Consider the following 26542-nt stretch of genomic DNA (forward strand, 5'->3'; position numbering starts at 1 on the left):
AGAGAGGGAAGAGCTATGGCAAACGGGAATATAATACGCTTCGATCAGGTTACGAAGCAATTCGATGATGATACGGTAGTTCTCGATAATGTTAGTTTTGAAATCGAGAGAGGGAAGTTTTATACGCTCTTGGGTCCTTCCGGATGCGGGAAGACTACGATCCTTCGTTTGATTGCCGGATTTACGGAAGCCTCCAAAGGTGATATTTACTTTGAAGGAAAAAGGATCAATGATGTGCCAGCCAATAAAAGGCAAGTGAATACGGTATTTCAAGATTATGCACTTTTTCCGCATTTAAATGTGTTTGAAAATGTAGCATTTGGTCTTCGGATTAAAAAAATGAAAAACTCGGAAGTGGAAATAAAGGTGAAGGAAGCCCTCAGCTTTGTTAATTTGGAGGGTTATGAAAAACGGGAGATCAGGGAAATGTCCGGCGGTCAGCGGCAACGGGTGGCGATTGCCAGGGCGATCGTTAATGAACCGGAAGTCATCCTTCTTGATGAACCGCTATCTGCCCTCGATTTGAAATTGCGTACAGAAATGCAATATGAATTGCGGGAGCTGCAACAGAGGCTTGGAATCACGTTTATCTTCGTCACTCATGACCAAGAGGAAGCATTAGCGATGTCAGATGAGATTTTTGTCCTTAACAAAGGGAAAATCCAGCAAAGCGGGACCCCTACGGATATTTATGATGAACCCCTGAATCGATTCGTTGCCGATTTCATCGGCGAGTCCAATATTGTAAAAGGAAAAATGATTGAAGATTACCTCGTGGAATTCGTCGGCAGACAGTTCGAATGTGTCGACCAAGGATTGAACAGTAATGAGGCTGTCGATATTGTCATCCGCCCGGAAGATTTAGAGATTACTTCCATCAATCGCGGGAAACTGCAAGTTCGTGTGGACTCCCAGCTATTTCGCGGAGTTCATTATGAAATCAGCTGCTATGACCATGATGGAAATGAATGGCTTGTCCAATCAACGAGAAAAGTGGCAGTTGGGGATGAAATAGGTCTGTATTTCGATCCGGAATCCATCCATGTCATGCGATTGGGTGAAACTGAAGAGGAATTCGATAAGCGTCTGGAAGCGTATCATGATGGGGAAAGTCATGAAGAATAAAATATCCCGTAATATTTACTTCATACCATATGTCTTATGGATTGCTTTATTCGTTATCGCACCCATTTTGTTGATCCTTTACTACTCCTTCTTTGATATTGAAGGCAATTTATCTTTGATTAACTATCAAAAGTTCTTTACGCCAGTATATTTAAAAATGACTTTAAGCTCATTCTGGTATGCGTTCCTGATTACGGGGATATCCCTTTTAGTCGCCTATCCGACAGCATATTTGTTAACGAAAACCAAGCATAAGCAGTTATGGCTTTTGCTGATTATCGTGCCTTCCTGGATCAATTTACTTTTGAAGGCTTATGCCTTCATTGGTATCTTTGGCACGTATGGTGTGGCAAATGGTTTTCTGGAGGCGGTAGGAATCGGAAAGCAGCAGATTCTCTTTACCGATTTCAGCTTCATATTCGTTTCGGTTTATATTTTCATCCCGTTCATGATCTTACCGATATTCAATGCGCTTGATAAAATGAATCCAACCCTTCTGGATGCGGCCAATGACTTGGGGGCGTCCAGATGGATGACATTCCGCCGAGTCATTTTTCCATTGACGATAGATGGTGTAAAGACGGGATGCCAGGTAGTCTTCATCCCGGCACTTTCATTATTCATGCTTACAAGACTGATTGCCGGTAACCGCGTCATTACGCTAGGTACGGCTATCGAGCAGCACTTCCTTGTAACACAGGATTGGGGAATGGGTTCCACAATTGCGGTATTTTTGATTATTATAATGTTCCTGATTATGTTTGTAACGGGTAACCGAAAGCAGGGTGTGTAAATTGGGCAATAAATTATCACCAATATCAAAAGCGTTTCTCGTTTTGATTTTTCTTATACTCTATGCACCGATTTTCTTTTTAGTCTTTTACTCTTTTAACAGCGGTGGAACGATGTATGACTTTAAAGGGTTCACGATGGAGTGGTACAAGGAGCTGTTCCAAGATACAAGGCTGTTGATCATTGTATTGAATACACTTGTGATTGCTTTATTATCTGCACTGATCGCAACGATCATCGGGGTGATAGGGGCAATTGGAATTCGGTCCTTTACGAGCAGCAAAGCTAAGAATACGGTATTGTCATTGAATAATGTATTGATTGTCAGTCCCGATGTGATCATCGGTGCTTCCTTCCTGATTTTATTCACGATGGCCGGGATCAAGCTTGGATTCTACTCGGTACTGTTGTCGCATATCGCCTTCAGTATCCCGATCGTTGTGCTTCTGGTCCTTCCGAAACTTCAGGAAATGAGCCCTACTTTAATTGATGCGGCACGGGATTTAGGGGCAAGCCGGTGGGATGTATTGACGAAGGTCATCCTTCCATACATCCTACCCGGTATTTTTGCTGGTTTTTTTATGGCATTGACTTATTCACTTGATGATTTTGCGGTTACGTTCTTTGTGACCGGTAATGGCTTCTCCACTCTTTCTGTGGAAATCTATTCATTGGCACGCCGTGGAATTTCATTGAATATCAATGCACTGTCGACACTGCTGTTCGTCGTGACACTGCTGTTGGTTGTCGTTTATTACTTTATAACTCAACGTGTAAGGCAAACGGGAATGGGGGGGAAACGATGAAAAGGCTTGTCCAAATGTTTTTGATCATCTCCCTCGTATCGGCTTTGCTTCTATATGCGATTTCAAGATTGAATTCATCGCAGGGATTTACGAGCAGCAATACGCTTACCATCTATAATTGGGGAGATTACATCGATACCGATCTAATCGAACGTTTTGAAGAAGAGACGGGCATAAAGGTCATTTATGAGACATTTGATTCGAATGAGGCCATGATGACAAAGATCGAACAGGGCGGTACGACTTATGATATTGCCATTCCGTCTGAGTATATGATCGATAAGATGAGGCAAGAAGACTTGCTCGTTCCCTTGGATCATTCCAAGCTTCCGAATTTGAAAAATATCGATGAGCGATTCATCGATCTGCCATTCGATCCGGAGAATAAATATTCCGTGCCGTATTTCTGGGGAACGGTTGGAATTGTTTACAATTCCAAGATGCTCGGTGGAAAGGAAATAACGGCCTGGGCGGATTTATGGGATAAAGATTTAAAAAATGAAATCCTTTTGACGGATGGAGCTAGAGAAGTGATGGGCATGGGCCTGAACTCTTTGAATTATTCATTGAATGATATAGATGAAGAACACCTTCAAGAGGCAAAATCCAAGCTAGATGCCCTCACCCCGAATATTAAAGCGATCGTCGGAGATGAAAGCCGCATGCTATTGGAAGCCCAGGAAGCGGCGATTGGCCTTGTTTGGTCGGGAGTTGCTTCTGAAATCATGGCTGAAAACGAAGATCTCGAATACGTTGTTCCAAAAGAGGGGTCCAATTTATGGTTTGATAATATGGTCATCCCGAAAACAACCAAAAATGTCGATGCGGCTCACCAGTTCATCAACTTCATGCTGGACCCGAAAGTTGCAGCACAGAACGCGGAATATGTAAGTTACTCGACACCTAATAAAGAAGCACTGAAATATATGCCTGAAGAAGTGGTGAAGGATGAACGTTTCTATCCATCTCCGGAACTGACAAAGAAACTGGAAGTGTACGAAAACCTGGGGAAGAAAAACTTAGCCCATTACAACGAACTCTTCCTTGAATTCAAGATGCATCGTAAATAACACACAAAAAAAGCATGGTGTAGGAATTCCCTACGTACACCATGCTTTTTCGATTCTTTGTTTCACGAGTATTCGCTCCAAACTCACGAGTAAAAGTCCAAAACTCACGAGTATTTGCTCCAAACCCACGAGTGAAAGCCCGAATTGCACTCTGTTACCCATTTATCAAAAGGCGAAATAACGGTATAATATCTTTTTTTGTAATGATCAACCAAAGTCTCAATGTAAAATGGTAGCAGAAGGAAATACTCTAAAATATATGTAGGTATATAAGTATGTTAGTATAATGATTGTGTTGGTGCATATTGAAGGTGGAACTAAAATCTTAAGGATTAATTAATAATTCCAAGCTATCATTATAGAAAAATTAAGGGAGAGTATTCATGAAACTATTAAGGAGCACGAAGGCATATATTTGGGCAGGGAGCATTTTAATCATTGGCGGGATCATGGCATTTGCGATGATTTCATCCACGGATAAGACAATGGCGAGTATCGATGGCGAGAAAATCAATAAGGATGAGCTGTATGACGCGCTTGTTGCGGGATACGGAGCAGATACTTTAGACCTGTTGATTACGAATAAATTGGTTGAATTGGAAGCGGAAAAAGCAGGGATTAAAATTAAGGATGATGAAATCCAGAAAGAAATCGATGTTATGGTAGAGTCCTATGGTGATGAAAAGTCGCTAAAAGAGCAATTGGAAGCAAGCGGTTCTTCAATGGAAGCCTTAAAAAAGGACATCGTAGTTTATCTGCAAACGAAAAAACTGGTAGAACCGAGAATTACCGTGACGGATGAAGAAATCAGTACGTATTTTGAAGATAACAAAGATACATTTGCTCAAGTGGAACAAGTGGAAGCCAGTCATATTTTAGTCGAAGACGAAAAAACGGCTAAAAAGGTTGCGAAAGAAATCGCAGATGGCGGTGATTTCGCTAAATTGGCAGCTGAATATTCCACTGATACCGAAACGGCGGATAACGGTGGAAGCCTGGGGTATTTTGGGAAAGGCGATATGGTGGAAGAGTTTGAAAATGTTGCCTTTGATCTTGATATAAATAAAGTCAGTGATCCAGTTAAATCCGAATATGGATACCATATCATAAAAGTAACCGGTAAGAAGGAAGCAAAAAAAGCTAATTTAGAAGACAGTAAAGATGTAATTAAAGAAACGCTTCTTTCTGAAAGATTACAAGAGGAATATCCCGTTTGGTTAGCTGAAGTGAAAAAAGACCATGAGATAACGAATAAATTGGAGGACTCTAACTAAGGTATCAAGTGAAGGATATATGAAAAAACAAAAGGGTAATGGTGTACCTTTCATCGAATGATGTCCCCAATCCAATTGGCCCAAAGCAACACCTTCAACTCCATAGGTATAGTTTTGTCTGAATTTTATACAGAGTTGATTGGAGCGGAAGGTACGAGACTCCTGCGGGAAAGGCGCGTCTAGGGGAGACCCCGCAGGCGCAAGCCGAGGAGGCTCCACGACCGCCCGCGGAAAGCGAGTGCCCTACGTTCCAATCAACGTCCAAATTGTACAAGCCATAATAAAAGCTGAGGCATAATGCCTCAGCTTTTTTATATATTAGAAGTTGGATGAGATGGACTTTTGATTGGATAATCCTGATTTTTTAACGATTTCATCACTCTCTTTTTCACCTTTATCATTATCGGATTTCAATGATTGTGACGGCGTTTCTTTCAGCTGTTTACCGGCTACGACCACCTTTGAACTGATGTCTTTTAATTCACTTGTTGCTTCCTTCGCTGTACCAAGGGCATCAGTGGAGATATCCTTTACTTCTGATACTTTACCCACCACGTCTTCATTGACGGTTTCATATAGTGTTTCGACGTCATTGATTGCCTCTTTAATCGTCTCGGTTGCCCCTTTGACTCCTGATACCATCTGTTCCTTCATTTCGCCGGGATTTTCCTTGACCTGTTCAATCATATTCATGGAGTTGTCTTTTAAAAGGACGGCTGAACGCTTTACTTTATTTCTTGTGTTGGAGTCAAGTAAGGTCAACGCACCACCAACAAGCCCCCCGATTAGAATCCCTTTTAAAAGTTTGCTATTCGTTTGAGTTTCGATAGTTGATTGAGTCATTTATATTTCCTCCTTTAGAATAGTAGATTGTATGCTTACTTTGGGTTTTCCCTTATTTACCATAAGTTAAACTGGAAATAATAAACTGTCATGGGATTGACATAATAAATAAAACAATAGTAATCTACATATAGTTAAATGACTGAACTACTTTTGGGAGGTGCAACGATGACTAATGTAAAAGTTACTGGATTGATTGATCGATATATGAAGGTTTCCTTCTATGTCAATAAGATGGGGGAGCTTTTAATAAAAGACCAGATTTGTGATGTGCTGACGAACGAACAATACTATACTTTACGGTTCATTCAACAACAGCGGTTGTGTACATCGACGGAAATCAGTGATGCCTTTTATGTTAATAAGAGTGCCGTCACATCCAACATCAATAGGCTGGAAGGCAAAGGATTGATAGAACGGGAACAGGACCTGGTTGACCGAAGGGTCTTTCACTTGAAGCTTTCAAAAGAGGGGGAAGCATTGTTACAGGAAACGGAAAATAAGATTCATAAGTTGGTAGAGAGCATCATGACGAAATTCGATTATGAAGAGATCGTTAGATTCCTTGATACATATGAGAAGCTTGCACAAATTTTCATACAAATGAAGAATGAGGAATGGGAGGAAATATAATGAGGGGGATCATAAAGGGAAGATGGCTGGTCATTATCGCTTGGGTTGCAATTACGGCAGGTCTATTGTTTTCGGCACCGAATATGGCGGACCTTGTCCGGAATAAGGGGCAGCTGGATGTACCGGCAGAGTACTCCTCTGGGATGGCCAATGAGCTAATGAAAGAGATCCAGGATAAGGATGAGTCACAAGTGGCCCTCGTATTTCATGGTGATAAGAAGCTGTCTTCCTCGGAATTGAAAGAGATTGAGATAGCGATCCAAAACCTTGAAAAGAATAAAGCGGAGCTTGGCATCAAAGAGGTCATGACCCATTTTAAAGAGCCCTCGCTAAAAGGTCAGTTGGTCTCGGAGAATGAAACGACGGTTTTGACATCCATCACGATGGTCAAGGGGGACCGAGAAGCTAAGGAAGTGATCGATGCCCTTTATAAAGAGCTGGAGCAAGTGGATGTCGAGCATTATTACACAAGCAGCTGGATGATCGATGAAGATCTTAATGCCAATTCCCAAGAAGGGCTGAAGAAAACTGAAGGCATCACGGTTGTCTTCATTCTGGCTGTATTGCTGATAGTCTTCCGTTCAGTGGTGGCACCGATCATTCCGTTGGTAACGGTAGGTTTCACTTATTTATGCTCACAATCCATCGTCTCATTCCTGGTGGATAAATGGGACTTTCCGATTTCGTCTTACACCCAAATATTCCTGGTAGGTATTTTATTTGGAATCGGGACTGATTATTGCATCCTGCTGCTTAGTCGTTTCAAGGAAGAGCTATCGTCACAGGAGTCTTTGCCTGAAGCGATCGTTGCGACTTACCGAACTGCGGGTAAGACGGTCTTCTTCAGTGGGCTGACCGTAATGATTGGTTTTGCGGCAATCGGTTTTTCTACTTTTAAGCTCTATCAATCTGCGGCGGCCGTTGCCATAGGGGTTTTCATTTTAATGATCGCCCTCTATACGATCGTTCCATTTTTCATGGCGGTTCTTGGCAAAAAGCTATTCTGGCCGGCAAAAGGGAAACTTGAGCACAGTGAAAGTAAACTATGGGGAATTCTCGGTAACTTCTCCATGAACCGCCCATTGTTGGCGCTGATGATCGTTGCAATCGTCTGTGTTCCCTTTTTGTTTATGTATGATGGGAAGATTTCATATAACTCCCTTGAAGAAGCGGGTGATGATGTTCCTTCCATCATGGCATTTAATATCATTTCCGATGAATTCGGACCGGGACAATCCATGCCAACACAGATTGTCATAAAGAATGACGAACGCATGGATTCGGAAGAGTACGTCGCACTTGCTGAAAAAATCAGCCAGGAAGTCGTCAAGGTGGATGAAGTCGATGTAGTTCGATCCATGACCCGCCCGACAGGTGAACCGATTAAGGATTTATTTGTAGCGAACCAGGCCGAAACTTTGGAGAAGGGAATCGGAGAAGGAAATGAAGGCATTAAACAAATAAGTGATGGATTAAAAACGGCAGGCAGTGAGCTTTCAGATTCAGGACCGCGGTTGAAGCAAGCGACGGACGGAATAGGGGGTCTAATATCCGGGACCAATGAATTAAAGAGCGGTGTAGGCCAGGTGGAGAAGGCGTTAACAAGCATTGAAGCAGGCATTCGCGATGGCTCTTCAGGGACTGGGGATATAAAAAATGGACTGAATGAGGTCAAGGCAAACTTGGAGAAGCTCGCCACCGGAAGCGGACAGCTCCTCGAAGGCTATAAACAATCAGCTAATGGGCTAAGTGGGCTCACAGATGGATACAAAGAGATTCAAACTAATCTTACGGGCGTATCACAAAGCCTTGCTGGCTTAAATCCTTCCTTTGAGCAAATGGAAGCCACTCATCCAGAATTACAGACGGATCAGTCCTATCAAACGATCAAGCAAACAGTGCAAGGGGCACAGGGTGGCTTGGAGCCCATGGCAGCAGGCCTTGCCGAGCTAAATAGGAATCTTGGTTCAGTGTCCGGTGGTTTGAATACGGCGAACGAAAATATGGCACAAATCGTAAACGGTCAAACATCTCTCGGGGAGGGCCTGAACCAATTGATTTCAGGTGTTGACACTTTACAAAAAGGTCTAAGCACGATGGCCAATGGTCAGGGGGAAGTCATAAATAATCTGTCAGGATTTAAAGGCGGCCTTACCAGCTTAAGTAATGGGCAGCAAGAACTCCTAAATGGTTTTTCAAGCCTCGGCGGGCAACTTACTGATTTGACAGATGGCTTAAATGAAAGTGCCGATGGCCTGAATGAAGTCCATGATGGACTATCGTCCGCACAGGGTTATTTATCAGGGCTGGCAAAAACGGATAAAACGGTAACAGGCATGTACATTCCCAAAGAAGTAGTCGAAAGCGAAGAATTCGGGGAAGCATTGAACGCATATTTATCTGAAGACGGTAAAACCATGACCATGGATGTGGTGTTCAAGGCGAATCCATATTCCAATGAAGCAATCGAGCAAATTGATTCGATCGAGGCAACCGTTGAAAGAGTAACGAAAGATACAAAGCTAGAAAATGCGCAAGTGGCGATAGGGGGAATCACAAGTACACATCATGACTTGGGCATGATGTCTGAGGAGGATTTCTCTCGGACGGTCGTTTTGATGCTGTCGGGTATCGCCATCATTCTCTTTTTCATGCTGCGATCCCTGGTCATGCCGATCTATTTGATTGTATCGCTCGTTTTGACTTATTATACAGCGGCAGCCATTACCGAGTTGCTTTTTGTTAATATTCTCGGTTACGCCGGCATCGGCTGGGCAGTTCCTTTCTTTGCTTTCGTCATCTTGATTGCTCTTGGCATTGACTATAGCATTTTCTTGATGGATCGCTTTAACGAATGGAAGGATAAACCGGTCAAGGAAGCGATGTTACTGTCCATGAGAAAAATGGGAACGGTGATCATCTCGGCAGCCGTAATTCTTGGCGGAACCTTTGCTGCCATGATGCCAGCAGGAGTTTTATCGCTCTTGGAGATAGCCACTTTAATATTGGTGGGGCTTGCTTTATATGCGTTTGTCATATTGCCATTGTTTATTCCAGTGATGGTTGCGACGTTCGGAAACGCGAATTGGTGGCCGTTTTTGAAAAATAAGGAATAAACTTAAATTAAAGAAGGCATCCGAATGGATGCCTTCAGTTTTTCGACTGAATGGGGGTTCTTGAATAGATGGAACCTCCCTAGATAGAATAAATTTGCGACACTCCTGGCCGAATAACTCCGCTAGATTGCTTGCTTTGATGAGGGCTTGGCAGACAGTTGGTGAAAAGGAGCGAATTTAAGGAGTGTTCCGCAAAATAAATGCTTCGGAATGCGAAGGTCGAATAAAATCGTGAACGGTCGAATAAAGAGCGGGCTAGGACGAATAAAATCGTGAACGGTCGAATAAAGAGCGTGGTAGGTCGAATAAAATCGTGAACGGTCGAATAAAGTGTGTGGTAGGTCGAATAAAATCGTGAACGATCGAATAAAGTGTGTGGTAGGTCGAATAAAATCGTGAACGGTCGAATAAAGAGCGGGCTAGGTCGAATAAAATCGTGAACGGTCGAATAAAGAGCGCGCTAGGTCGAATAAAATCGTGAACAATCGAATAAAGTGTGTGGTAGGTCGAATAAAATCGTGAACGATCGAATAAAGAGCGTGGTAGGTCGAATAAAATCGTGAACGGTCGAATAAAGAGCGTGGTAGGTCGAATAAAATCGTGAACGGTCGAATAAAGTGCGTGGTAGGTCGAATAATATCGTGAACGGCCAAAAAAAGTGTGTTTAAGGACGAAAAGCTGCGTGGACGGCCGAAAAAAGCTCCGGATGACGAATAACTGCGGCTCCGGAAACATATTCAAATAAAAAAACTGCAGACAATCTCGCTTTTCTTCGAGTTTGTCTACAGTAAGAAGGCATCCGCATGGATGCCTTCTTTAATTATGTATTCTTTTTTGGCTAAATCGATTTATAATTGGGGGATTCTTGTTTTATATTTCGCGATGATCTTTTGATTGTGTTCATCTGCCCCTTCGATATTACTGCTTAGGAATACGGGAGGGGTCTCCCCTGACTCAATAATCGTTTGGATGACTTGCGTGAAAATCATATTGAGGAGAACGGCCCCGACCACGGTCGATCCAGAACCAAAAGGTATATTATTTGATTTCAGTAATGTGTCACCTTTGGCAATATGATTGTCTATGACCAAATCAACGACATCGTGGAGATAATGCTTCTGTTTATGCCGTGAAGGACAACTTTTTGCATACTCCGGTGATGTTAGTCCAATGACGAAGGCCCCTTTTTCTTTTGCGATAGTGGCGACATCTATGGGAACGGGATTTACGCCGGATGATGAAATGACGATACAGACATCACCAGGACGAATATCCTCATCATGCATGAATTTCTCTGATAGGTCATTTTGCCGTTCAAGTTGGGATGATCTTGAAGCACCCTTAAAAAGCATCAAATCTTCAACGAAAATAGGACGAATTGCCGCTAACCCACCTGCCCGGTAGAATACCTCTTCGGTCAAAATATGAGAGTGCCCGCTTCCGAATAAATGGATGAGTCCATCTGACATCACTGCTTTTGCGATATGTTCCACAGATTCCTTAATTGATTGCTTTTCCTGTTCTTCCACAATTGTGAGTAAAGCCTGCACTTCTTCAAAGTATGAGTTCATATATGTGACACCCTCCGATTGAAAATATTCAATTTTATCTGCTTATTTTGATACTGAACTTATACCTGTCCGCACGATAAGCCGATTTAACATATTCAAGGGGAGTTCCATCTATCAGGAACGTATGCCTTTGAATGAATAATATGGGTGAGTGCTTTGGAATCGCTAAATGGGTGACTTCTAATTCAGAAGCAATCGATGATTCCAACGTTTGTGTAGCATAGTCTATTTTAAGTTTAACGTAGTTCTCCACATATTGGTAAAGAGAAAGGTTAATGATTTCTTCCGTTAATCCTTTAATTAAATTGGCAGACATGTACACGGTCTCGAGCGCCATTGGAACATCATCAGCCAACCGAATGCGTTTTATTTCATAAACGGGAGCATAAAGGGAAATGTGCAATTCACTGGCAATCTTCTTATCAGCCGGAATGATTTCAAAGCTCAGCAGCTTACTGCTTGGGTTCAAACCCCTGGCTTTCATGTCCTCGGTAAAACTGGTCAACCCATTGAGCTGCTGCTCCAACTTCTTATCGGCGACAAAGGTTCCCCTTCCTTTTTGACGGTATAAGTATCCGTCATTCACCAAATTATTTATGGCTTGCCGGACGGTCATCCGGCTAATTCCGAATTGCTCGGCATATTCACGTTCAGATGGAAGGGCATCGTGCGCTTGGAACTCACCGTTTTCTATTTGTCTTTTTATTTGTTCTTCGATTTGAAAATAAATCGGAAGAGGTGAGTTTTTATCAATCATCGACTTTCGCTCCTTTTAGGGTATTAATACTCCGGATAACGCTTTTTGGTCTGCGATAATTGTAACATTATTATGTTTTTTTAGGATAGATGCAGGGAATTCCTCTGAAATGTCACCGTGTATCAATTTCTTCAGTGTTTCGGCTTTTTCTTCACCAGATATCAGCAGCAGAATTTCTTTGCTTTTCATGATTGTTGAAATGCCCATCGTAACGGCATGTGTAGGAACTTCGTCTATGGAATCGAAATAACGTGCATTCGCTTGGCGCGTTGAATCCTCGAGTGTCACGACATGAGTTCCTGATGTGAAGGAAGTTCCAGGTTCATTAAAACCAATATGGCCATTTTGCCCAATGCCAAGTATCTGAAGATCGATCCCTCCGACGGAATCTATCATTTCATCATACCGTTTACATTCTCCGTTCGTGTCATCTGCTGTGCCATTTGGCAGGTGAGTGCGCTCTTTATTTATATTGATGTGAGTGAATAGGGAGTCATTCATATAATAATGGTAACTGTTTGGATCATTTGGTTTTAAGCCGATATACTCGTCAAGATTAAAAGACGTTACATGTTCATAAGATGTATGATTGCGCACGTGATCTTCAATCAAATTATCGTACATTCCTTTAGGGGTACCGCCTGTTGCAAGGCCCAATTTGATATTAGGATTTCCTTTGACCTTTCCGATCACTATTTCTGCGGCTGTCCGGCTCATTTCCATGTAGTCCTGCACTTGTATGATATTCATTATACATTCTCCTTTTTAAAAGCTATATTTCCTCTGCAGAACGTCATTTCAACGTCCAAGCGGTCATTCAATATTACAAGATCGGCGTCTTTGCCGACCTGGATGCTTCCTTTTCTGTCAAAAATCCGAAGTTGTTTGGCAGGGTTTTCCGCCGTCATTTTTATAATGTCAGTCATGGAACAATCGGTATATTCCATTGTGTTCTTGATGGCATCGTTCATTTTCAATATACTGCCGGCTAGTGTACCATCTGAAAGCGTTGCTTTCGTTTCGTTAACATACACAGGCTGACCGCCTAAATCATAGGTTCCCTTTTCAAGCCATTTGGCACGAAGCGAATCCGTTATCAAGATCATTCGTTCGCTGGTAATTTGGTTATATGCCAGCTTGATCATTTCCGGCCTGCAATGAATGCCGTCAGCAATAAGTTCAACAAATAGCTCGTCTCGAAGATAAGCAGCTCCCAAAACACCGGGTTCACGGTGATGGAGTCCCCGCATCCCATTATAAAGATGTGTAACGTGAGTAGTCCCTGCTTGGATTGCTTCATCGATTTGGTCATATGTTGCATCTGAATGTCCAATGGAAGCGACGACGCCAGTTGCCTTTAAGTGAGCGGCAAGATCTAATCCGTTTGGTTGTTCAGGAGCAAGCGTTACAAGCTTGATTTGATTTTCGGCCATTTCCTGCCACCTTTTAAATAGAGTGACATCAGGGTCAACGATATGCTCTTCAGGCTGTGCTCCTTTACGGACCGGTGATATGAAAGGACCTTCTAGATGGATTCCAATTATTTCAGCGTGTTCTTGAGATTGATTTTCGATATATTTACCAGCATTAAGAAGTGCTGATTCAATGGCTTCGGCTGTTTGAGTCATTGTAGTGGCCAGAAAGCTGGTGGTTCCTTCTTTGGGAAGAGTCTCTGCCATTGTGGATAATGCTTCATGTGTGGCATCCATTGCATCGGAATTGGATGCTCCGTGAATGTGGATGTCGATCGCACCGGGAATTACCTGATAATCCGGTGAAAGAGTAATTACCTCGGCATCATCATCCTGTTTGTATTGGCTGACTGGACCAACTTCGGCAATTTTTCCATCCACGACTTTAATATACCCATTTTTGTATGTTTCCTTTTCGCTATGAACTATTAGATTATTAATAATGAATGTTTTCATACATAATCTCCTTTATGAAAGTAAAACTTAATGAATGAGTCAATATATTTTGCCCTCATTTTATCGTTTTTATTAAAAGTTGTCTAGACCAGTTGGGGTATATCAGGATTAAAAAAGCATTTTTTGCTTTTTTTTCGAAGAAAATAGTATATTTTTAAGTGAATTGGTATAGACATCTATATATTTTCTGTGCTAGTATAAGCCAAAGAAAAGTTATTATATTGATAAAATGAAAACGCTTTATACGTCTTTTCGTTCTGCTGAATCAAAAGAAGTTAAGAACAAGGGAGATGAGTTCGATGTTAAATTTTTTACAAAAGATAGGTAAGGCTTTAATGTTACCGATTGCTGTTTTGCCAGCAGCGGCTTTATTGCTTCGTTTAGGGCAACCGGATTTACTCAATATTCCATTTATGGCTGCCTCGGGACAAGCCATTTTTGATAATCTTGCCATATTGTTCGCTTTAGGTATAGCGATTGGATTATCCAAAGATGGAAGCGGTGCTGCGGCATTGGCAGGTCTTGTTGGTTACTTTGTTTTAACGAATGGTACACAAGCGATTAATAAAGATATCAACATGGCTGTTTTAGGCGGTATTATATCCGGTATAGTTGCCGCTCTTCTATATAATAGATACTCCGACATAAGACTCCCTGAATGGCTTGGATTCTTTTCAGGGAAACGATTCGTCCCGATCATCACTTCGCTTGCGATGATTATACTTGCGGCAATATTCGGTTTTGTTTGGCCGCCGATTCAAGATGTAATCAATAGTGTTGGTGACTGGATTACAGGTGCAGGGGCATTGGGAGCCGGCGTATTCGGCGTTTTGAATCGCTTATTGCTTCCAGTAGGCCTACATCATGTCTTGAATAGTATGGTTTGGTTCGTCTTTGGTGAGTACAATGGAGCGACAGGTGATATAAATCGTTTCTTCGCAGGGGACCCGACTGCTGGGCCCTTCATGACCGGCTTTTTCCCGATCATGATGTTCGGTCTTCCAGCTGCGGCATTAGCGATGATTGCAGCTGCAAAGAAAGAGAAACGTAAATTGGTGACGGGGATGCTTGTTGGGTTAGCTTTCACTTCTTTCCTTACAGGAATCACTGAACCGATTGAATTTCTGTTCATGTTCATCGCACCGGTGTTATATGTAATACATGCCCTTTTAACCGGGGTCTCCCTGGCACTTGCTGTTATATTGGATATCCATCATGGTTTTGGATTCTCCGCAGGAGCCATTGATTATTTCTTGAACTTTGGTATTGCGCAAAAACCGCTATGGTTAATACCGATTGGCTTAGTATACGCGGCAGTTTACTTCGTGATTTTCTATTTTGTCATCAAGGTCATGGATTTAAAAACACCTGGCCGTGAAGACGATGAGGAAGAAGTGGAAGAAGAAACTATTGTGAAAACAGGGGATAAATATACCGATATGGGATCGCTTTTCATTCAAGATCTTGGCGGTAAAGAGAATATAAAGCTAATTGATAACTGTGCAACACGCTTGCGTTTACAAGTGGCCGATTCAGGAAATGTGAATGAAGCAGCCTTAAAACGGCATGGTGCGCGCGGTGTCATGAAGTTGAATAAATCGAGTGTGCAGGTCATTGTTGGAACGAATGTTGAATTCGTTGCAAATGCAATGAAACAACTTGTCAAGAATGGCGTCGACCCAAGCCAAGTGAAAGCAGTTCCATCTGCACAAGTGGCAGAGGATATTGTAGAGGAAAACCAAGCTTTGGGTGCAAATGACTTTGTCCTTCCAATTGAAGGAACCGTTTTACCGATAGAACAAGTTCCCGATCAAGTGTTTGCTATGAAAATGATGGGGGATGGCTTTGCTATCGAGCCAGTCAACGGAAAACTAGTATCCCCAGTCGATGGGGAAGTGCTAAGTATCTTCCCGACAAATCATGCACTGGGATTGAAAATGGATAATGGTCTGGAAATTTTGATCCATGTTGGTTTAGATACGGTTAAATTAAATGGAGAAGGGTTTACATCTCTTGTACAAGAGGGTCAAAGAATAACAAAAGGAACACCTCTTTTGGAAATTGATTTAGATTTCATAAAACGGAATGCCCCATCAACGGTCACTCCTATTATATTCACTAACTTACCTGAAGGAACGGCAGTGAAATTGCAAAAGTCAGGGATCCAGAAACAAAATACACCAGATATCATCAAGTTGGAAAAACTATAAATTTATCGAAAAAGGGATGTCGACATTGTCGACATCCCTTTAGACTGTGGACAAACTCAAAGAAAAGCGAGTTTGCCTGCAGTTTTTTTTATGGCTTGTACATTTTGGATGTTGATTTCCGCTCAAGAAACTCGCTTTCCGCGGGCGATCGTGGAGCCTCCTTGGCTTGCGCCTGCTGAGTCTCACACATTCGCTCCAATCAACTATGTTTTTAAAATTCAGATGGAAACCAAACTTGAGGAGTTGGTTTGGGTCAGTTGATTAGGGATTATCATTTGATGAAATATACGTTTTCCGAACCACTTTTAGAAGCACAACTTTCAATTGGATGAAACGGCTTCTTTATATACTTCTTGCTGTGATAAATTGTCATAACCAAAGCAAACGGGTGCCCCATTGGCAGGATCTATCATGACCCTTGCATGAATACGAAAGACTTCTTCTAAAACGGGAGGTGTAATGATTTCGGTGGGGGTACCGATTTTAACGATTTCACCTTCCTTCATCGTTATGATTTCATGTGAAAACCGGGACGCATGGTTAATATCATGCAGCACCATGACAGTCGTTATTTTTTGTTCTTTATTAAGCTTTTCAACTATCTGCAAAACCTCCAGTTGATGAGCCATATCAAGGTAGGTGGTCGGTTCATCCAATAATAAAATCTCCGTTTTCTGTGCTAAAGCCATCGCTAGCCAAACTTTTTGTCTTTGACCACCGGAAAGATTTGTGATCTCCCGGTTTCTAAATGAAAGGGTTTTGGTGATATCCATGGCCCATTCAATCGTTTCTTTATCTTCTTTCGTTAATTTATTTACATTATTGCGGTGCGGATACCTTCCATATGAAATAAGCTCCTCTACCTTCAATTGGGCTGGAGCAACCGGGTTTTGGGGAAGTAGAGCCAAGTGCTTGGCAATCTGCTTCGTATGGATCTTATGTAAATCCTGACCTTGTAAAAAAACGCTTCCGCTCTTTTGCTTTAGAATGCGGCCTATCGTTTTCAGTAATGTGGATTTACCACAGCCATTAGGACCAATGATGGTAGTGACCAGGCCTTCTTTTATTTCCAAGTTCAAGTCTTTGAACACCGTGAATTTCTCGTAATTCGTTTCTAGATTTTCCATGCGGAGAATACTCACTGATCATCTCTCCTTCTACGCTTTAGCTTTAATTAGTAAATAAAGAAAATATGGGACACCAATAATTGAGATGACGATCCCAACTGGCAATTCAGCCGGTGCAAAAACGGTTTTTGCGATAAAGTCGGATGCGATCACCAGCAATGCACCAATTGCTCCCGATACTGGAATTACCTGATTGTGATGGATACCTACAAGGTGCTTTGCTATGTGGGGAGCCATTAAACCTACGAATCCGATATTTCCCGATACTGAAACGGAGGCGCCCACCAATCCGATGCTGCAGAGTAAAAGGATGATCGTTTCCTTTTCTACTGAAACCCCCAAACTTTTAACGCTCGATTCTTCCAACTGATACAAATCCAGTAAATACGCCTTTTTCTTAATAATCGGAATCAGGACTATCATCCATGGTAACATCGATGCGATGTATTTCCAGTTCGCATCATATATCGTTCCTGAAAGCCAAACCGTTGCCATTTCAAAATCGGTTGACTTCATTTTTAATGATAAATATAAGGAAAGGGCACCAAATGCCGAGCCTATGGCGATTCCGGTCAGTAAAAGGCGGCCCATGTCCAGGGTGCCATTCTTCCAAGAGAAAAGGAAAATCAATAGGGCTGCCAAAAGCCCGCCCACCAAACCGAATAGCGGAAAACTCATAATGGATAACCAGTCCGAGCCGCTGTTTTGACCTTGATAGAAAAACATGAAAATGACAATGGCCGTACCAGCACCGGCATTAATACCGAGAATACCGGAATCGGCTAAGCCATTTTTCGTAACCCCTTGAATGACAGTCCCTGCAATTCCTAAGCTCACTCCCACCAAACCGGCGATCACAATGCGGGGAAGCCTGAAATCAAAGATGACCAAATCAAAATCGGAAACTGGATTCACCCTGAATAATGTCTGAAGGACAGCTTTGACGGTCATGTCGAATGTACCGGAGATCAAACTAAAATAACTTGTAATAACGATTAAACATAAAATGATGGTCATCGTGATGGTGAAGCGCCACCGAGTATTCTTATCCATTCTTTTCTCCGCCTCTCGTTCTAATTAAGTACAGGAAGAAAGGAATGCCGATCAGGGAAGTAACGACTCCTATGGGGGTTTCGAATGGATAATTAACAAACCGGCTCAAGACATCGCAAAGAGCTAGAAAAACCGCACCGATTACCCCAGCACATGGAACGATCCACTTATAATCTATCCCAATTAAAAACCGGGTGATGTGGGGGATGATAAGTCCAACAAAACCGATTTTCCCTACAAGCGCCACTGCGATTCCCGTTAAGCAAATGACGGAAAGGAGGGCCACAGCTTTTACTATTTTTGTGCGCTGACCTAAATTGATGGAAATTTCTTCGCCTAAAGATAATATCGTAATGGATTTTGAGATGAATAGGGCGAGGATGATTCCCACCATTCCACACGGTATCGCCAATTTTAGTACATTGGGATCGATCTGGTGCAATCTCGAGTTATACCAAAAACTTACATTCTGGGAAATTTGGAAATAGGATGCTATGGCAGCAGAAATACTGCTTAAAAATGTCCCGATCACAGTTCCGATTATGGCTAATCGAACGGGTGATAATCCATTTGGAAGCAGCGACCCAAAACCAAAGACAATTCCGGCTCCCAATGCAGAACCTAACATGGAAAAGAGGATCATTTGGAATGAAGACATACCTGGAGCAAATACCATACAAAGTGTAATTACGAAAGCAGAGCCATCCGTCACTCCCATGATTGAAGGGGATGCAAGATAATTTCTTGTCATCCCCTGCATGAGTGCTCCTGATATGGCTAAAAATGCCCCGACGAGTAGGGCACCCAAAACTCTAGGCAAGCGAGAAGCCATAATGATCGTATGGTCAACGTTACTAGAGTCATAGTGGAAAATGGCATTCCATACCGTTATGGAATCTATATTTTTGGCACCATATAAAATCGATAATACGATGGAGAAGCAAATCAATAGAGGTGCCATACAAAGAATTATTATTGGTAATGAATTTGTTTTTGCCATATCAATCAACGCACCTTACTGTTTATTTAGCTAATTCTTCCGTTGCAGCCTTCAGGAAAGCTGTTTTACTCCAAGCCGTTCCACCTTGGGCAAGGGGGTCAACCGAGTTTACAAACACTTTATTGTCTTTTACTGCCGTGATGCTCTTCCAAATGGAGTTGTTTTCCAAATCTTTTAACGCTTCCGGTTTTTGTGCATTTTCACTTTCCGAGAATTGCAAAAAGACATAATCTGGGTCCAGTTCTGCAAATTTTTCTAATGAAATCATTTCTTGTGCTTTAATAGGCTTAATTTCTTCAGGGACAGTCAAGCCTAGATCTTTATAAATTACTGGGTTGAAATATACATCCTCAGGATATAGGAATAGGCTGCCGTTCCGGATTCTCACCACTAAAGCCTTTTTATCCTTCAGTTTTTCACCAATTTCCAGTTTTGCTTTTGCGGCGTCATCATTATAGGTTGTGATGATTTTTTCAGCTTGATCTTTTTTTCCGGCAAGGCTGGCCATTAACCGCAGGTTGTCTTCCCAATTTGTCGAAATATGTGAATAAGGGAATGTTGGCGCCACTTTTTCCAATTGTTCCGTCACATTAGCTGGGGATTTAGAAGACCACATGATCACATCAGGTTTCATCCCAAGAAGAGTTTCATAGTTCGGCTGCATTTTTTCACCGATCGACTTAGCACCTTCGAGGTCTTTAGCCAAATATTCAGGTATTTCTCCACCTACAGTAACAACACCAGAAGGTTTAATCCCTAATATGGCTGCATCCTCCATTGATTCTAAACTAGCAGTGGCGATACTGGTGACTTTGGCTGGGATTGTATACTCCTTATCCAGATATGTGACGGTTTGGGTCTTTGCTTCTTTTTTCGCCGTATCTGTCACCTTGCTCTTCTGTGAAGCATCCTCGGAAGTCTTTTCGGCATTACCGCAAGCTCCAAGTCCTAAACTGAATACTGTTGCCATTCCAAGTACGAATAATTGCTTTTTCATTAGTCGATTCCCCTTTTTGAATATATTAAATATAATTTATCGCTGCTTCATAGGATCGAAAACAAATCCTTATTGGTTGAATATCTATTTCACTTCCTTTGCCGGTTGAAATTAACAATAGCTTAACAAAATGACGTGTGTTAGTGATAACGATTATCATTATCAATTTAACATGCTATTAAATATATAATTAATTTTCAATTATTTCAAGAATAATTTTCCATAGTAATGTTTTTGGTATGTCAAAAAGGCTTTGAAAATCGGTGGGGAAAGGGGGTGGGAAAGCTCCTTTTTGTAAAATGATAGGGAAAAATTATCGGTGTATGGTTGATATATTCATTGAGAAAGATTATCATTATCGGTGTCATGGTAATCTTTCTCAATTACATTCTTTTAAATTAGGCTGATATTAAAAGAGCTTAAATTATTTGAGAAGTAAAACATTGAATAAGATTACGAGTATTAGAGGTTGGGGGAATTCATTTAGATGATGCATAAAAAAATGGACAAAAGCGTAATGGACAAAACTACTGCCAGTACAGAGGTTACGATCAAAGGAACTCAACACTTTCTCATGCATTCGAGTACCGGGGAACGTGAATACCAAATCTTTGTATCAAAGCCAATGGAAGAGCCGCCACCCTCGGGATATCCGGTCATTTATTTGCTGGATGCCAATTCCGTATTTGGAACGATGGTTGAGGCGGTACGATTGCAATCGCGCCGGCCGGAAAAGTCAGGCGTGGTTCCCGCCATCATTGTGGGTATTGGATATGCCACCAATGCACCATTTTCTTCTGAACGTTATTATGACTTCACTCTGCCCGTTGCGGTTAGCGAGTTACCAGTAAGACCAGACGGAAGTCCATGGCCTTCACATGGAGGGGCGGAAAACTTTCTGAAATTCATAGAAGACGATTTAAAACCGGAAATCGGTAAAAGGTATAAGGTCGATTACAATAGCCAAACGCTTTTCGGGCATTCCCTTGGCGGTCTTTTCGCTTTATATGTTCTTTTTGAAAATCCGTATGCTTTCCAAACATACATAGCTGGGAGCCCATCTCTCCATTGGAACAAAAAGTGGTTCCGTGAGGAGGAGGATAGGTTTCTTTCCCGATTGAATCAAGGAAATGGTGATATTTCCTTATTGCTTGGCGTGGGTGAACTGGAGGGCACCCATAAAAGCGGCATGAACGAAAATGCTTTGGAATTATCAAAACGATTATCCTTAAAAGATAGCGGAATGAATGTTCAATTCAAGGAGTTTGAAGAAGAGGGGCATCTTTCAGTTTTGCCGCCTTTGATTAACAGGGCCATACGTTTTGCTTTGAAGAGAAATGTGCCTGGTAAGAAATAGGTCTTTCTCAGTAAATAAGTGGGGGGCACTTGACCATTAAGTTATAAATATATATCATTACCTGTAGATTCCAATTGATAATGATTATCATTATTAATTGGAATTTTACTTTTTAAGCATTTGCTAAAGCCATGTACCGCCCCTGTTTGCCAAGGGGATTGTATTTGGCTTGCTATACATTGAATTATTTGATTTGGAAAGGGAGTGTCAAGGTGGACTTTTTGGAATGTAAAGGGAAGGTTGCCCTTGTAACGGGTGGTGCTCAAGGTATTGGAGGTGCCGTGGTTCAGGCTTTAGCCAAGCTTGGCCTTATAGTGGCGGCCATTGATTATAATGCCGAAAAGCTTAATGAATACGTAAGTGAATTGAAGTCTCAAGGCTTGGAGGTATATGCCTTTCCAGCGGATGTGAGCGACAGTCATGCAATCGATGGCATTGTTGAAGGAATTGAGAATGATATTGGTCCAATAGAGACACTGGTCAATGTTGCCGGAGTGTTGCGCACTGGAACGATCGAGTCATTCAGTGACCAAGATTGGGCTAAGACTTTCGCAGTCAACTCCACTGGTGTGTTTAATCTATCTCGTTCAGTGAGCAAATACATGGTGACGAGAAAAAGAGGGTCGATTGTCACGGTCGGATCGAATGCCGCAAGTGTCCCTCGAATCTCATTGGCTGCCTATGCGGCATCGAAGGCAGCTGCCGTCATGTTTACGAAGTGTTTAGGCTTGGAGCTGGCCCAATATAATATCCGCTGCAATATCGTTTCCCCCGGATCTACGGACACGGAGATGCAATGGTCCCTGTGGAACGACGAGAATGGTGCCGAAGCTGTCATAAATGGTATGCCTGAAGCATTCAAGGTAGGAATCCCACTGAAAAAAATAGCCATGCCTACTGATATAGTGGACGCTATCCTATTTTTCATATCCAATAAATCGAATCACATTACAATGAGTAATTTATGTGTGGATGGTGGAGCCACTTTAGGTGCTTGACATGGCCATGCGCGGGAATCTGAATATTAAGTGAATTTGGAGGGGGTTTAATATGATGAAGTTTAAAGGCGTTTCTGCCGTATTGGAAAAACAGCTGTTGGACGAGTATGAGGTTGGTGACTTTTTCCTTGCATCGCCATACAGAACACTATTGGGAAAAGGTTCCTTCATAACGGTTCCAAGAGATGAAGAGAATGCAAATCAAATGGAAAGTCTCGCCGCAAGGGTGGCTGCTGCATTAAAAAAGGCAAAAGAGCAAGGGCATGCCAATCCAGTGGTAACCGGTGCTGTTCCATTCGATCATCAAAAGGACGCTCAACTTATTGTACCTGAAAACATAAGTTCCTCAGCCCCTTTGCAAGATAATCAAACAACCGTTTCAATGGAAACCCAAAAGCCAACTTATCAAATGGAATCGGTACCCGAACCTTCTCTGTATATGGAGGGCGTGGAACGCGGCCTTACGTATATAAAAAGCGGCCATCTTGACAAAATCGTCCTATCAAGAACGTTGCATCTTACTTCATCGGAAACAGTGAATATCAATCCGTTACTTCATAATCTAGCTCAGCATAACAAGAATGGTTATACCTTTGCAGTGGATTTACCCCAAAGCGCAAAGGGGAAAGATGATGCCACCTGCTCGAAAACGCTGATTGGGGCCAGCCCAGAATTGCTTGTTTCAAGATCGGGATTACAGGTTTTGGCAAATCCTCTGGCAGGGTCCAGGCCAAGGAGTGATGACCCTGTCGAGGATAAGAGGCGAGCGGACGAGTTACTTTCCTCCTCTAAGGATCTACATGAACATGCAGTTGTTGTCCATGCCGTAGCTGATGCACTTAGACCTTTTTTCAAAACGATGGATGTGCCGGAAAAACCAACAGTGATACATACCGAAACCATGTGGCATCTGTCAACGGAAGTAAAAGGTGAACTCAATGATCCCGCAACTTCGTCATTGGAGCTAGCGATTGCGCTTCACCCGACACCTGCTGTATGTGGATCACCGACTGACCTTGCACGAGAAGCCATCCAGGAAATCGAACCATTTGATCGTGGATTCTTTACAGGAATGGTTGGTTGGTGCGATGCAGAAGGAGATGGGGAATGGGTCGTTACCATCCGGTGCGCGGAAGTAGAGAGACAAGTTCTTCGCTTATTCGCTGGGGCTGGGGTGGTTGCAGAATCCAAACCAGAAGAAGAGCTTGCGGAAACATCAGCTAAATTTCAAACTATGCTGCGTGCAATGGGAATAGATGCAAAGTCACTAAATTAAAGTGTTTGGAGGGATAAAGGATGCTAAAAGGGTGTACTTCATGGCCTAAGGAATTTGCGGATTTATATCGAAAGGAGGGGTGCTGGAAAGGGGAAACCTTCGGGGAAATGTTGCGTGATCGTGCCAAGGAACTTGGTGAGCGCATCGCCATTACAAGCGGGGAAAGAAACATGAGCTATGCGGAATTGGACAATAGTGCAGATCGGCTGGCAGCTGGATTTCATAAACTGGGAATAAAGAAAAGTGATCGAGTGGTGGTCCAACTGCCCAATGTAATCGAATTCTTTGAGGTTTGTTTTGCACTATTCAGATTAGGAGCATTGCCTGTATTTGCTCTACCCACGCACCGAAGCAGTGAAATTAACTATTTTTGCGAGTTTGCTGAGGCAGTTGCCTACATCATCCCGGATATGCACGCCGGATTTGATTATCGTGATCTTGCAAGGGGTGCAAAAAGCAAGAGTGATACCTTGTTAAACGTGATTGTCATGGGTGAAGAAGAAGAATTCGTTAATTTTGCGGATTTATATATCAACCCAAATAAGAATGAAACAAAAGTGGATTCATGTGACATTGCCTTTCTTCAATTATCAGGGGGAAGTACGGGATTATCAAAATTGATCCCAAGAACACATGATGATTATATATACAGTTTGAGGGTTAGCGCTGAAATTTGCCAGCTGGACAAGGAGAGTGTTTATCTCGCCGTGCTGCCAATTGCCCATAACTATCCAATGAGCTCGCCAGGTACCTTTGGCACGTTTTATGCGGGTGGCCGGGTGGTCCTTTCACCAGGCCCCAGTCCTGATGAGGCATTCCCGCTTATTGAAAAACAAGGCGTGACGATCACCGCTCTTGTACCGCCTCTGGCCTTGAGATGGCTTGATGCAGTATCTACCCGTGACCATGATTTATCCAGCCTCCAAGTGATTCAGGTTGGAGGAGCTAAGTTCAGTGCAGAAGCTGCGCGTCGGGTAACTCCTGCCTTCGGCTGCCAGTTACAGCAAGTTTTTGGCATGGCTGAAGGTCTAGTTAACTATACAAGACTAAACGACCCTGACGAAATAATCATCAACACACAAGGCAGGCCGATGTCGGAATTTGATGAAATCCGAATTGTTGATGAGGAAGACCAGGATGTCCAACAGGGGCAAGTGGGACATTTATTAACGAGAGGGCCCTATACCATTTGCGGTTATTATAAAGCCGAAGAGCATAATGCGAAGGCATTCACCATAGATGGATTCTATCGAACTGGTGATTTGGTCAGCATGACTGAGTCAGGCTATATAGTTGTGGAAGGCCGCGATAAGGATCAAATCAATCGTGGCGGTGAAAAAATTGCCGCTGAGGAAGTTGAAAATCACCTCTTGGCTCATGATGGAGTACATGATGCAGCCATCGTTTCCATGGCGGACGATTATCTAGGGGAGAGATCATGTGCATTCGTTATTCCGCGCAATCAGGCACCGAAGGCAAGGGAACTTAAACAATTCTTGAAGGAGCGGGGGCTCGCCGTCTTTAAAATTCCTGACCGGGTTGAGTTCATTGATTCCTTCCCAAAAACGCCGTTAGGTAAAGTGAGTAAAAAAGCATTACGACAAATTATATCGGATAAGCTTAACAGTCGATTTACGATGAAGTGAATAAAAAAAATCTAAAAATCATAGAAGGAGTGATTTGATGGCTATTCCTGCTATCACACCGTATACAATGCCTGTTGAATTGGAGTTACCAAAAAATAAAGTTGCGTGGAAAGCGGATCCAAAGCGTTCCGTGCTTCTCATTCATGATATGCAACAATATTTCCTTAATTACTATACAGCAAGTGAATCACCGATCACTGAACTGGTAGCACATATTCAGTCCTTAAAAAGTCGATGTGTGGAACTGGGGATCCCTGTCGTTTATACAGCACAACCTGGTAATCAAAACCCGGAAGATCGTGCACTGCTTACAGACTTTTGGGGTCCAGGACTTGATGATGATATCAATCAAACGAAAGTGGTGGATGAGGTCGCTCCAAGCGAAGATGACATTGTACTGACTAAATGGCGTTATAGCGCATTTAAAAGGACAAACCTTTTAGAAATGATGAAAGAACAAGGACGTGATCAACTGATCATTTGCGGGGTATATGCCCATATTGGGTGTTTGTTGACGGCAAGTGAAGCCTTCATGCAGGATATAGAACCATTTTTGGTATTTGATGCGGTGGCGGACTTTTCATTGGAAGAGCATAAAATGGCGATTAAATATGCAGCTGAACGATGTGCTGTTACAACATCAACATCCCGTTTGCTTGAACAATTGAACGGCGAAGAGCAATCGTTCGCTACTTCTGTTGAAGAAAGTGATGAGCACGGTTTGACATTGCAAGGCCTAAGGCATCAGATCGCTGATCTTCTGGGTGAATCTCCATCAGATATTGATGATGAGGAGGATTTAGTGGGTCTAGGAATGGATTCGATTAGAATGATGAGCCTTGTTGAGATCCTAAGGGGAAAAGGGGCAGAGATTAATTTCATGCAGATGGCTGAAAAACCGACAATCGCTGCCTGGTGGGAACTACTGTCTTCACAAAAAGCGTTAGCGTGACTGAATCCAAA

22 protein-coding genes are annotated in these 26542 nt (G+C 42.5%); 13 read left to right on the plus strand and 9 right to left on the minus strand.

Annotated elements, in window-relative coordinates; all coding sequences use genetic code 11:
- Window positions 1–15: 15 nt before the first annotated feature.
- The 5 genes from ACYP5M_RS24760 to ACYP5M_RS24780 all read left to right on the plus strand — a co-directional run bounded on the left by ACYP5M_RS24760 (window position 16) and on the right by ACYP5M_RS24780 (window position 5067).
- On the plus strand, window positions 16–1125 hold the full coding sequence (locus ACYP5M_RS24760) for an ABC transporter ATP-binding protein (RefSeq protein WP_101225687.1): 1110 nt from the start codon (window positions 16–18) through the stop codon (window positions 1123–1125).
- Complete coding sequence (locus tag ACYP5M_RS24765) at window positions 1115–1918, plus strand: ABC transporter permease (RefSeq protein WP_101225717.1); 804 nt, start codon at window positions 1115–1117, stop codon at window positions 1916–1918. The genes ACYP5M_RS24760 and ACYP5M_RS24765 overlap by 11 nt, the downstream gene beginning before the upstream one ends.
- Before the next feature lies 1 nt (window position 1919).
- On the plus strand, window positions 1920–2723 hold the full coding sequence (locus ACYP5M_RS24770) for an ABC transporter permease (protein WP_034304873.1): 804 nt from the start codon (window positions 1920–1922) through the stop codon (window positions 2721–2723).
- Window positions 2720–3793 (plus strand): ABC transporter substrate-binding protein, encoded by a 1074-nt coding sequence (locus tag ACYP5M_RS24775; RefSeq protein ID WP_144480945.1) that lies wholly within the window; start codon window positions 2720–2722, stop codon window positions 3791–3793. Before ACYP5M_RS24770 ends, ACYP5M_RS24775 begins: the two co-directional genes overlap by 4 nt.
- A 383-nt stretch (window positions 3794–4176) precedes the next feature.
- Window positions 4177–5067 (plus strand): peptidylprolyl isomerase, encoded by an 891-nt coding sequence (locus ACYP5M_RS24780; protein ID WP_459735643.1) that lies wholly within the window; start codon window positions 4177–4179, stop codon window positions 5065–5067.
- Between the two features lie 318 nt (window positions 5068–5385).
- On the opposite strand, the gene ACYP5M_RS24785 is transcribed toward ACYP5M_RS24780, so the two are convergent.
- Window positions 5386–5910, minus strand: coding sequence for a YtxH domain-containing protein (locus tag ACYP5M_RS24785; protein ID WP_185149873.1), 525 nt, complete (start codon window positions 5908–5910; stop codon window positions 5386–5388).
- 168 nt (window positions 5911–6078) lie between these two features.
- On the opposite strand from ACYP5M_RS24785, the gene ACYP5M_RS24790 reads away from it, so the two are divergent.
- The gene (locus tag ACYP5M_RS24790) at window positions 6079–6543 is read left to right on the plus strand and encodes a MarR family winged helix-turn-helix transcriptional regulator (RefSeq protein ID WP_101225690.1); all 465 of its coding nucleotides are present in this window, start codon (window positions 6079–6081) and stop codon (window positions 6541–6543) included.
- Window positions 6543–9659: an MMPL family transporter gene (locus ACYP5M_RS24795; RefSeq protein WP_459735644.1), complete on the plus strand. Its 3117-nt coding sequence runs from the start codon at window positions 6543–6545 to the stop codon at window positions 9657–9659. Before ACYP5M_RS24790 ends, ACYP5M_RS24795 begins: the two co-directional genes overlap by 1 nt.
- 848 nt (window positions 9660–10507) lie before the next feature.
- On the opposite strand, the gene ACYP5M_RS24800 is transcribed toward ACYP5M_RS24795, so the two are convergent.
- The 4 genes from ACYP5M_RS24800 to nagA are packed head-to-tail and all read right to left on the minus strand — an operon-like array spanning window position 10508 to window position 13915.
- Complete coding sequence (locus ACYP5M_RS24800; RefSeq protein WP_459735645.1) at window positions 10508–11230, minus strand: SIS domain-containing protein; 723 nt, start codon at window positions 11228–11230, stop codon at window positions 10508–10510.
- Window positions 11231–11264: 34 nt separating this feature from the next.
- Window positions 11265–11987 carry a GntR family transcriptional regulator gene (locus ACYP5M_RS24805; RefSeq protein ID WP_101225693.1) on the minus strand — a complete coding sequence of 241 codons (723 nt, stop codon included), beginning with the start codon at window positions 11985–11987 and terminating at the stop codon, window positions 11265–11267.
- Window positions 11988–12002: 15 nt separating this feature from the next.
- On the minus strand, window positions 12003–12737 hold the full coding sequence (nagB, locus tag ACYP5M_RS24810; protein ID WP_230178693.1) for a glucosamine-6-phosphate deaminase: 735 nt from the start codon (window positions 12735–12737) through the stop codon (window positions 12003–12005).
- The gene (gene nagA, locus ACYP5M_RS24815) at window positions 12737–13915 is read right to left on the minus strand and encodes an N-acetylglucosamine-6-phosphate deacetylase (protein WP_459735646.1); all 1179 of its coding nucleotides are present in this window, start codon (window positions 13913–13915) and stop codon (window positions 12737–12739) included. The genes nagB and nagA overlap by 1 nt, the downstream gene beginning before the upstream one ends.
- A gap of 299 nt (window positions 13916–14214) precedes the next feature.
- On the opposite strand from nagA, the gene nagE reads away from it, so the two are divergent.
- Window positions 14215–16125, plus strand: a complete 1911-nt coding sequence (nagE, locus tag ACYP5M_RS24820; protein WP_459735647.1) for an N-acetylglucosamine-specific PTS transporter subunit IIBC — start codon at window positions 14215–14217, stop codon at window positions 16123–16125.
- A 320-nt stretch (window positions 16126–16445) separates the two neighbouring features.
- Here nagE and ACYP5M_RS24825 read toward each other — a convergent pair whose 3' ends face one another.
- Genes ACYP5M_RS24825 through ACYP5M_RS24840 form a run of 4 tightly spaced genes read right to left on the minus strand, consistent with a single transcriptional unit; the run spans window position 16446 to window position 20302 of the window.
- On the minus strand, window positions 16446–17267 hold the full coding sequence (locus ACYP5M_RS24825; protein ID WP_434168282.1) for an ABC transporter ATP-binding protein: 822 nt from the start codon (window positions 17265–17267) through the stop codon (window positions 16446–16448).
- A gap of 15 nt (window positions 17268–17282) precedes the next feature.
- A complete protein-coding gene (locus tag ACYP5M_RS24830; protein WP_101225698.1) occupies window positions 17283–18305 on the minus strand; it encodes a FecCD family ABC transporter permease in 1023 nt (340 codons plus the stop codon).
- Entirely contained in the window at window positions 18298–19305 is a 1008-nt protein-coding gene (locus tag ACYP5M_RS24835) for a FecCD family ABC transporter permease (RefSeq protein WP_101225699.1), read from the minus strand. Before ACYP5M_RS24835 ends, ACYP5M_RS24830 begins: the two co-directional genes overlap by 8 nt.
- Before the next feature lie 22 nt (window positions 19306–19327).
- A complete protein-coding gene (locus tag ACYP5M_RS24840) occupies window positions 19328–20302 on the minus strand; it encodes an iron-hydroxamate ABC transporter substrate-binding protein (protein ID WP_459735648.1) in 975 nt (324 codons plus the stop codon).
- A 502-nt stretch (window positions 20303–20804) separates the two neighbouring features.
- On the opposite strand from ACYP5M_RS24840, the gene ACYP5M_RS24845 reads away from it, so the two are divergent.
- From ACYP5M_RS24845 to ACYP5M_RS24865, 5 genes are all read left to right on the plus strand, one after another.
- Window positions 20805–21659: an alpha/beta hydrolase gene (locus ACYP5M_RS24845; protein WP_459735663.1), complete on the plus strand. Its 855-nt coding sequence runs from the start codon at window positions 20805–20807 to the stop codon at window positions 21657–21659.
- 212 nt (window positions 21660–21871) lie between these two features.
- The gene (locus ACYP5M_RS24850) at window positions 21872–22657 is read left to right on the plus strand and encodes a 2,3-dihydro-2,3-dihydroxybenzoate dehydrogenase (RefSeq protein ID WP_452445297.1); all 786 of its coding nucleotides are present in this window, start codon (window positions 21872–21874) and stop codon (window positions 22655–22657) included.
- Between the two features lie 52 nt (window positions 22658–22709).
- A complete protein-coding gene (dhbC, locus tag ACYP5M_RS24855; protein ID WP_459735649.1) occupies window positions 22710–23933 on the plus strand; it encodes an isochorismate synthase DhbC in 1224 nt (407 codons plus the stop codon).
- Window positions 23934–23953: 20 nt separating this feature from the next.
- The gene (locus ACYP5M_RS24860) at window positions 23954–25579 is read left to right on the plus strand and encodes a (2,3-dihydroxybenzoyl)adenylate synthase (protein ID WP_459735650.1); all 1626 of its coding nucleotides are present in this window, start codon (window positions 23954–23956) and stop codon (window positions 25577–25579) included.
- Window positions 25580–25616: 37 nt separating this feature from the next.
- On the plus strand, window positions 25617–26531 hold the full coding sequence (locus tag ACYP5M_RS24865) for an isochorismatase (RefSeq protein ID WP_459735651.1): 915 nt from the start codon (window positions 25617–25619) through the stop codon (window positions 26529–26531).
- The last annotated feature ends 11 nt before the right edge of the window (window positions 26532–26542 follow it).

This window comes from Peribacillus sp. N1 (assembly GCF_054600815.1).

Excerpts from the sequence above, each read along its gene's own strand:
- ACYP5M_RS24775 (WP_144480945.1), top strand. The coding sequence starts at position 2,720 with ATGAAAAGGCTTGTCCAAATGTTTTTGATCATCTCCCTCGTATCGGCT.
- ACYP5M_RS24800 (WP_459735645.1), bottom strand. The coding sequence starts at position 11,230 with ATGAACTCATACTTTGAAGAAGTGCAGGCTTTACTCACAATTGTGGAA.
- ACYP5M_RS24835 (WP_101225699.1), bottom strand. The coding sequence starts at position 19,305 with ATGGCAAAAACAAATTCATTACCAATAATAATTCTTTGTATGGCACCT.
- dhbC (WP_459735649.1), top strand. The coding sequence starts at position 22,710 with ATGATGAAGTTTAAAGGCGTTTCTGCCGTATTGGAAAAACAGCTGTTG.
- ACYP5M_RS24830 (WP_101225698.1), bottom strand. The coding sequence starts at position 18,305 with ATGGATAAGAATACTCGGTGGCGCTTCACCATCACGATGACCATCATT.
- nagB (WP_230178693.1), bottom strand. The coding sequence starts at position 12,737 with ATGAATATCATACAAGTGCAGGACTACATGGAAATGAGCCGGACAGCC.
- ACYP5M_RS24845 (WP_459735663.1), top strand. The coding sequence starts at position 20,805 with ATGGACAAAAGCGTAATGGACAAAACTACTGCCAGTACAGAGGTTACG.
- nagE (WP_459735647.1), top strand. The coding sequence starts at position 14,215 with ATGTTAAATTTTTTACAAAAGATAGGTAAGGCTTTAATGTTACCGATT.
- ACYP5M_RS24785 (WP_185149873.1), bottom strand. The coding sequence starts at position 5,910 with ATGACTCAATCAACTATCGAAACTCAAACGAATAGCAAACTTTTAAAA.
- nagA (WP_459735646.1), bottom strand. The coding sequence starts at position 13,915 with ATGAAAACATTCATTATTAATAATCTAATAGTTCATAGCGAAAAGGAA.
- ACYP5M_RS24790 (WP_101225690.1), top strand. The coding sequence starts at position 6,079 with ATGACTAATGTAAAAGTTACTGGATTGATTGATCGATATATGAAGGTT.
- ACYP5M_RS24765 (WP_101225717.1), top strand. The coding sequence starts at position 1,115 with ATGAAGAATAAAATATCCCGTAATATTTACTTCATACCATATGTCTTA.
- ACYP5M_RS24805 (WP_101225693.1), bottom strand. The coding sequence starts at position 11,987 with ATGATTGATAAAAACTCACCTCTTCCGATTTATTTTCAAATCGAAGAA.
- ACYP5M_RS24860 (WP_459735650.1), top strand. The coding sequence starts at position 23,954 with ATGCTAAAAGGGTGTACTTCATGGCCTAAGGAATTTGCGGATTTATAT.
- ACYP5M_RS24780 (WP_459735643.1), top strand. The coding sequence starts at position 4,177 with ATGAAACTATTAAGGAGCACGAAGGCATATATTTGGGCAGGGAGCATT.
- ACYP5M_RS24795 (WP_459735644.1), top strand. The coding sequence starts at position 6,543 with ATGAGGGGGATCATAAAGGGAAGATGGCTGGTCATTATCGCTTGGGTT.
- ACYP5M_RS24840 (WP_459735648.1), bottom strand. The coding sequence starts at position 20,302 with ATGAAAAAGCAATTATTCGTACTTGGAATGGCAACAGTATTCAGTTTA.
- ACYP5M_RS24760 (WP_101225687.1), top strand. The coding sequence starts at position 16 with ATGGCAAACGGGAATATAATACGCTTCGATCAGGTTACGAAGCAATTC.
- ACYP5M_RS24865 (WP_459735651.1), top strand. The coding sequence starts at position 25,617 with ATGGCTATTCCTGCTATCACACCGTATACAATGCCTGTTGAATTGGAG.